General features: G+C 41.7%; 6 protein-coding genes. All 6 read right to left on the bottom strand.

The window, feature by feature from the left end:
• On the bottom strand, positions 1–209 hold a 209-nt coding region (locus Q1V93_RS07735; RefSeq protein ID WP_300663437.1), incomplete at its 3' end, for a hypothetical protein.
• A gap of 269 nt (positions 210–478) precedes the next feature.
• The gene (locus tag Q1V93_RS07730; RefSeq protein WP_300663435.1) at positions 479–3,445 is read right to left on the bottom strand and encodes a TonB-dependent receptor; all 2,967 of its coding nucleotides are present in this window, start codon (positions 3,443–3,445) and stop codon (positions 479–481) included.
• 147 nt (positions 3,446–3,592) lie between these two features.
• A complete protein-coding gene (locus tag Q1V93_RS07725) occupies positions 3,593–4,036 on the bottom strand; it encodes a hypothetical protein (RefSeq protein WP_300663433.1) in 444 nt (147 codons plus the stop codon).
• A 79-nt stretch (positions 4,037–4,115) separates the two neighbouring features.
• The gene (locus tag Q1V93_RS07720) at positions 4,116–5,225 is read right to left on the bottom strand and encodes a glycosyltransferase family 4 protein (RefSeq protein ID WP_300663432.1); all 1,110 of its coding nucleotides are present in this window, start codon (positions 5,223–5,225) and stop codon (positions 4,116–4,118) included.
• 54 nt (positions 5,226–5,279) lie between these two features.
• On the bottom strand, positions 5,280–6,566 hold the full coding sequence (locus Q1V93_RS07715; RefSeq protein ID WP_300663430.1) for a serine hydrolase: 1,287 nt from the start codon (positions 6,564–6,566) through the stop codon (positions 5,280–5,282).
• A gap of 136 nt (positions 6,567–6,702) precedes the next feature.
• A partial coding sequence (locus Q1V93_RS07710) for a cysteine desulfurase family protein (RefSeq protein ID WP_300663428.1) occupies positions 6,703–7,831 on the bottom strand: 1,129 nt, incomplete at its 5' end.

Here is a 7,831-nt window from a genome sequence, read left to right as displayed (position 1 = left end):
CACGTAGTGTTTGATGTAATGTTTGCTGTGATTGTTTGGTTAGAAGAACCGTAGTTTGTGTTTTGAGGATCCCAGTTGGACCAACCATCTGTCCACATTGCTGTTGGAGCAGGAGCAAAAGCACCACGATAAGTGGTTTGTTCAAACTGTCCGAATGCTGCTAAAGTTCCTAAACTTGCGAACATTGCACTTAAGTAAATTTTTTTCATTTTTCCTTTTTTTTCTTGGTACAAAATTGATTTACTAACCTTGTTCAATCCTTTCTTTTAGGTTACGATTCGCGTAAATAAATGTTAAGTCAATTTTAATGGTGGTATCATTAATTTAACATTGGGTGAATCGTTTTAGTGAGAGGGGGAAGTGGAAAAGTTTAAAAGGTTTAAAAGTTCAAGGCGTTGGACGATTCATCCTTTCAGCACAAACAAAAAAGCCATCCGCTCGATGAAGAACAGATGGCTTGCTGTAAAAGATGCTTTTATTACAATCTGATGCTTACGGAAGCTGTAAATGTTCTTCCGAAGTTTGTTCTCCAAACCTGTTGGTCAATCTTCTTATCGAAGTTGTTATTGTTGTTCTTGTCACCAACAAAAATGGTATTGAAGAATCCGTTAAGACCGCTTGCAGAAGATCTTTCAGATGAGTTATTCTGATAGAAAATCTGATCCTGAGCCAAAATATTCTGAATGTTTAATTTAAACTGTGCACGACCTTTCCAGAATCCTTTTGTGATTTGTAGATCAAGGAAAGTACGGGCTTTTTCCCAAAGATCCGGTTCGTTTACGTTTCCTACGATGTAGATGCGTTGACCTACACGGTTTACGTTCAATGCAACTCCCCATAAATTGCGGGCATTGTCATAACGCAACCCTGCATTGAAAACGTAAGGAGATTGTCCCTGAAGCGGTCTTGAATCTGCCACGCTACCAACGACTGTTGATACATCTACTTTTGAACGAATGATCGACAAATTGGAATAAACAGTCAACTTATCAAAGAAAGAAGCCGTATCCAGTTTGAAGAGAGATGAAACCAATGATCTTGCTTCTAACTCCAATCCGTAATTTGTTGCGGAAGGTACGTTTTGGAAAGAGATCTCATTAACAACGTCCGCACGAGATTTTTGCTCGATCGGGTTTTGGAAGTTCTTGTAGAAAATAGTTGCTGAAAGCAATTGACCTCTTCCTGCAAATGTTTCATATCTCAAATCCAGGTTGTGGATCAATGCACGCTTCAAGGTATCGTTTCCTGAAACCACAAAGTTGGTTGTGAAATCGTAGAACGCAAACGGAGCAAGTTCTCTGTACTCTGGTCTGTTTAACGTCTGTGAGTAGCTCAAACGAATGTTTGTTCTTTTGTTTGCTTCGAAAATCGCGTTGATGGAAGGCAGGAAGTCTAATTTCTTCGTATTGATTTTCAATTCGGTTTTGTTATCACGCAAAGAGTTCAACTCCTGTTGGAAGTATTCAGCACGAACACCGTAAATCACGCGGAAACGTTTTGCAAAACGGTTATCCAATTGAATGTAAGCTGCATTCAAAATAGATCGTGCGTCGTAACTGTCAGAAGCTTTTGTTCCGTCAGTTAACTTGAATCCACCTTTTCCCGGGTTACCGTTTACACCTTCTTCGATCAATCCCATGTTTTGAGGAGCGAAGATCTGGTCTTCCGGAAGGTATAATAAACTGTTGTCAAACTTCACATTTCCACCTGTTACACCATAGCGGGTGTATCCTAATTGGCGTGCTTCGAATTTTCTTGTACGAACCTGGTTGTAAACCCCGATTTTGAATTCGCTTTTGATTTTTCCGAACAAATCTGTTGCATAAGACAAGTCTAAACGCTCGTTGATCGAACTTTCGTGGTTTTCGGAGAAGAACATTCCACCACCGTAACTTGAACCAACATTCGTCAATGAAATGTTTGCCACATACATGGTGTCGTAAGGATTCGGATTGTCCGCATTCATGTTTTTACTACGTGTATAGATCGAACGGCTCAGGTTCGGGATAGAACGCTGTACGTTGCTGTAACCTGCCAACCAGTTGATTTTTAATCCCTGTAGTTTCAAACCATGCTGTCCTTCAAGCTGTCCGGAATAGACTCTGTCGGAAGTGAACCAACGTGCATTTGAACGCAGTAAATTCGGGTTTTCTTCCAGCGGATTGATTTCACCTGTACGGTTGATCAATTTATCCGATGAGTTGATGCTGTAGATATTTTTGAAGTTGATTGTATTTCGCTCGTTCAATTTCAATGCAAAATTCACCAAACCACCTGCAAGTAGATTCGTCACGTTATTCTTGTCTAAATAATCGTAATCAATTTGAGTGGATTGAACTGAATTCGGGTCTGTACTGTTGGAATAACCGCGGCGAACCGTTTCGTTATAGCTGAAGCTTCTGCTGTAAGTCAAAGCAGCAATCATTCCGAATTCGCGTTTTCCGAATTTCTTGTTGAATCCTGCAGATGCCTGTACGCTCAGGTTTGGTAAGAATTTGCTTTCAGTTGTTCCCCAGTTTGTAGAGAATTTCTGAGCAATTTTTGCCTGATCGTGAATGCTTGTAGGATAATCTGCCTGGGCAGGAATTGCAGCGGGCATTTTTCTCGTCCCGTCGTCGATTCCCAACCAGTCCATTTTTCCTCCTTTGTAAGAAGTACGGTCCTTGAATGTTGTAATTGTGTTGATTCCCGTTCCGACCTGGAAAGAAATGAAGTTTTTCTCTGGAATACTTTTCGTATTAATCTGGATCAAACCTCCTGCAAATTCTGCGGGTTGGTCTGGTGTTGCCGATTTGGTAATCGTTAAATTGTCAAGCATATTGGAAGGGAACATGTCGAACGAAAACGCTTTCCGGTCACTTTCCGAACTTGGAAGGGGAGAACCATTTAAAAAAGCAGCGTTGTACCGGTCATTCAATCCGCGGATAACCGCAAATTTGTTGTCCTGGATACTTGCTCCGCTGACCATCTTCAATACATCACTCGTATTGCTTGCTGTAGACTTTGAAATCGATTGACTCGACATCACGTCACCAACGCTGATCGCATTTTTCTGAGCCAAAACAACTCCCTGATCCGTATCTGTAATTCTTTTGGCAGTAACGACTACTTCGACAAGCGAATCTTCGCTTGGCGGATACATCACCACATCAATAGTCGTAACTTCTCCTGTTTTTACCTGGATGTCATTGACAACTTGAGTCGGGATTCCCGGATACACGATCCGAACGGAATAAGTTCCTTTTTCCAGCTTGCTGAAGTTGTAAATACCTTCGATATCGGATAAGATTCGTTTACTTTGCTCAATCAATTCGACCTGAGCAGAAGGAAGTCCTTCTCCCGTTTCGGAATCGATCACTTTTCCTTGAATTACTCCGGTGTTTTTGTCTTGCGAAAATGCAATGCTGACGAATAATAATGAAACAACGGATAAAAATATCTTCATAGCTTTAATTTTGCCACAAAGGAACAGCTATAACGTTATTCTAAATTAAGTGCAAAATTATGGGATTGTAAGTCTTACGTAAACAAATTGTGAACTCAATTAACATTCTCTTAATACAAACTAAAAGGATGTAGTATTTTCCCTGAATCAGCTGATTTTTTCAATCAGGAAGTTTTGGTTGTTGAAAGATATCCGGTCATTTTCAGACTTATTCAAAAGTAATTGGCCCAAAGGAGCACTTACTCCGATTCCTATAATGGATGTATTCCCGAAAGTGATCTTCCCGATTGGTATACCGACCAAAAAAGTGCCCAGATTGGTTTGAACCAATGAGCCGACTTTAATGAAAGATGAAGTTTCGGAAGCCTGGCTTTCAAGTAATTTTTTCAGCCGTTGCTGTTCTGCTAATTGAGTACTGAGTTTCCCCAGTTCCTGCTGTGCCATTTCACGCGAAGTTTCGAATTTATCTCCTGCCGAACTCTTGCTGTCTTCTGCGATATCTTTTTGCAGGTCCGCAATATCCTGTTGAAGCCGGGTGGCTTTCTCCGTGATCGTTTCAGAAATATGTTGAAGGAGATCTTTTTTGTTCATGAGGAAAGTTCAAGGAGTTTAAAAAGTGTAAAAGCTCAGGGTTCAAAAGTTCAAACCGGTTTTCTTTTCACTTTTTGAACTATTCGTATATAATAAAGTGCTTGTTGAATAATTCGATCAATTGATTTTTGACGCTTTCTTTTGAGAATTGCATTCCGAAAGCGCGGAGAAATTCTTTATCGTATTCCACTTTTCCGTTGACCATGTTCAGAATGGCGCGTTTCAGGTCGGAAATATTGTTTTGTTCGATTTTGATTCCCAATGCTTCCGTCATATTTGCTGCAATTCCGACGGCTGTTGAAATAACAGGAGTTCCGGTCAGCCAGGCTTCAGCAATCACAATACTGAATGTTTCGTATTCCGAAGTCAGAATCAGGGCATCGTGCTCTTTTAATAAGAAGCTCACTTCTTCCCATTCGCATGGGCCGGTAAAGATAATGGCCTCGGAGCAGCTGTTCAATTTCGCCCATCTTTCCCATTCATCGGTATTTTGATCGGAAACCACCGTCAAACTGATTGTTTTACCGGATTCCAGGTAAGCATTGAGGAAACCGTCAAAAAGAAAACCCGGATTTTTGGTGTTTTTGTCCAGCGTGGAAATATGAATAAACTTTTTGCGCTCCACCGGATTGGTTTCTCTTAAGGTAAAGATCTGCTCATCCACAAAATTGGGGATCACCTGGATCTTCGTTGTGGGGAAAAGCGGTTTCATATCACTTCTGAGTACGTTTGAAACAGCTACAATTTCGCTGGTATGTCTGCTTCCCCGTTTAATAACCTGCTGGTGAAGGGAAAGAAAATTCTTCCGTAGTTTTTTCCGGTAGTAGGAACCATGTTCCATTACGATCAACGGTGCGTGAAAATAGCGTTGAACACGCGCAAACTGCATGGCGCGGGGCAGAAAAATATGTGCAAAGATCAAATCAATGTGGTCGAGCATCAAGAGTCCTTTTCGCAATGCTTTTCGCTGCAGCCACCAGTGAATGAACCGATTACTGGCAATGCGGTGATAAATCCGGATGATTCTCAGGTTGTCTACCTGCTGATCGTCTACCTCGATGGAAGAACAATTCTTGTCGCCCATGGTATGCAGCACCGTGACTTCGTAAGTGTCCGAAAGCAGGTGTGCAAAGCGCTCTACAAAATTTCCCGCGTAAGGATCGATACGAGTAGGAAACCATGAACTCATGATGAGAATATGTCTTTTTGTGTTGGGCATAGGCTAATTTAGTGGATTTTTCCGCTAATTGCGTATGACTTTCAAAGTTTTTGTATTGTTTTCTTTGTGGATTGTGAGGAAATAAACTCCTTTTTGTGATTCGGAAAAATAAATTTCATTTCCAAATTGCTGAAATGGAACTGCTTGGCCGACTTGGTTTTTTAGTTCGAAAATTTCGTTACCGGTCAGATTTGAAAGTTTCAGCAGGCCATTTGTCGGATTGGGAGCTATCCGGATCAGGTCCAGCGAATTACTTTCCAATCCTGCTGTGCAGGTCAAGCGGTTCATATATTGCCAGATGGTGTCGTTGTATTGAGTACCCACCAAACTGTTTCCCATCGTGCTTCCCATTCTGACCAAAACAATTCCTTCGGACGGTACCACATTAATGATTTGTCCGTTTTTTCCTTCAGCTGCGTACATTTCTGCAGGAGCATTCGGACATAATTCTCCGGGGAAGACAAATTGGGATTGGGGAATCATAAAAGATGTTTTCCCGTTGAGCCAGGTCAGATAACCGTATGATTTGTTCAGACTCTGGCTGCTGTTACGCATTTCATTCAGGTAAGTCAGATCGGGGAGAACTGCATTTCCGTTCCAGTATCCGTTCTGGGAAAGCAATAATCCGAAACGTGCCATGCTTCTCGGTTTGGAAACAAAGATTTTATTGTATCCGACAGAGACGTACAAACCGGTCATTCCAATCTTGGTTCCGATCTTTTGTGCCACCCAACTACTGAGACTCATTCCGGTTGCAACTTCAATCACCGAATCAAGAAGTGTGTAAGGAGCATTGTGATAGGCCCAACGTGTTCCGGGAGCAGCTTTGAAAGTCAAACAAGCAGGATCTGTGCAATCCATATTCGAACCGCTGTCATCCAAACCTGTTGTCATGGTTAACTGATTTTTAATCGTGATGGCATTTTCCTGCGGAGCAGTCAAACTGGTCCATCCGCTTCCCAGGTAATCACTGGTAGGATCGTTAATGTCCAGTAAACCTTCGTGTTGTGCAATTCCGATTGCGTAAGCAGTGAGTGTTTTTCCTGCCGAATTCCAGACATAAAAACTATCTGCCGTAAAGGTTCCGAAATACTTTTCCAGAACAATTTTCCCGTCTTTCAAAACGATGAAGGCTTTTGAATCACTTGTTTCCAGCCAATCATACAATTTATTGATGGAATCCTGACACCAACCCAGTGTTGCGGGATCGGTCGTGCTCCAGGTTGTTCCTAAAAGCGGTGGAAAATACGTTTGCGCTTTCAGATTCGAAAATCCGGATACAAACATCAGCAGGAGAAGGATCTGTTTCATAACGATTCAAAATTGGTATGACTTGTACTGAATTTCTTTCGTGAAAAGAAGACCGAATCTCTGTTTCAGGAAGATTTCAAACCGAAATTTAAAAAATCCCCGCAACACTTCTCAATTTTATCGTTTACATTTTCAATTAAACCAGGACTTTCTCATAAATGGCTTCCAGTTGTTCAATGGCAAAATCAATTTCTTCTTTGGTGGTATAACGTGAAAAAGAAAAACGCGCGTTCGGTCTGGTATGATCCGCCTGAATTCCTTCTAGAACGTGAGAACCTTTCGTTGCTCCTGAAGAACAGGCAGAACCACCGGAACAGGCGACACCTTTCAAATCAAGGGTAAACAGTAACATTCCTGATTTTTCGGTTGCAGGTAAACAAACGTTTAAAACGGTATACAAGCTTTTGTCGGGATCTGTTTCTCCGTGGAACGTAACGTCGGAAAGAACTGCTTTCAACCGTTCTATCATGTAGGATTTCAATCCCTGAACATGGTTTTGGTGCTCTTCCAAATGGCTGTATGCCAATTCAATGGCTTTTGCCAAACCAACAATTCCGTAAACGTTTTCAGTTCCGCCACGCAATCCGCGCTCCTGCGCACCACCGTGAATCAAGATATCTGTTTTGATGCGTTTGTTTGCATACAAAAACCCGATTCCTTTCGGTCCGTGGAATTTATGTGCAGCACAGGTAATGAAATCCATTCCCAGTTTTTCCAGGTCGAAAGCATAATGCCCCATGGTTTGAACCGTATCCGTATGGAAATAAGCGTTGTATTGTTTGCAAAGCGCGCTTACTTTTTCAATCGGAGTCAATGTTCCGATCTCATTGTTTGCGTGCATCAGGGAAACCAGGGTTGGTTTCTCATCTTTCAGATAAGTTTCCAGCTCATTCAGATCAATATTCCCTTTGGAATCAACTGTTAACCAAACAGCTTCAATTCCTTCTCTTTCAGCTAAATGTTCTATGGTATGACAAACAGCGTGATGCTCAATGGTGGTAGAGATGATGCGTTTTACACCCAATTGATAAACCGCGGTATTCAATGCGATATTGTCGGCCTCCGTTCCTCCGGAAGTGAAAATCAATTCATTCGGAGAGCAATTTAATTGTTTTGCAATTGCACGACGGGAAGTTTCGATCAATGCTTTTGTCTGCCGGCCATAAAAATGTGTTGAAGACGGATTCCCGAACTCATTCTCTAAAACTGGAATCATGGCTTCCGCAACTTCTTTCGCAAGCGGGGTAGTTGCTGCATTGTCTAAA

The organism is Fluviicola sp., assembly GCF_030151805.1.
Classification (GTDB): domain Bacteria; phylum Bacteroidota; class Bacteroidia; order Flavobacteriales_D; family Crocinitomicaceae; genus Fluviicola.
This window is presented reverse-complemented; position numbering and strand designations above follow the sequence as displayed.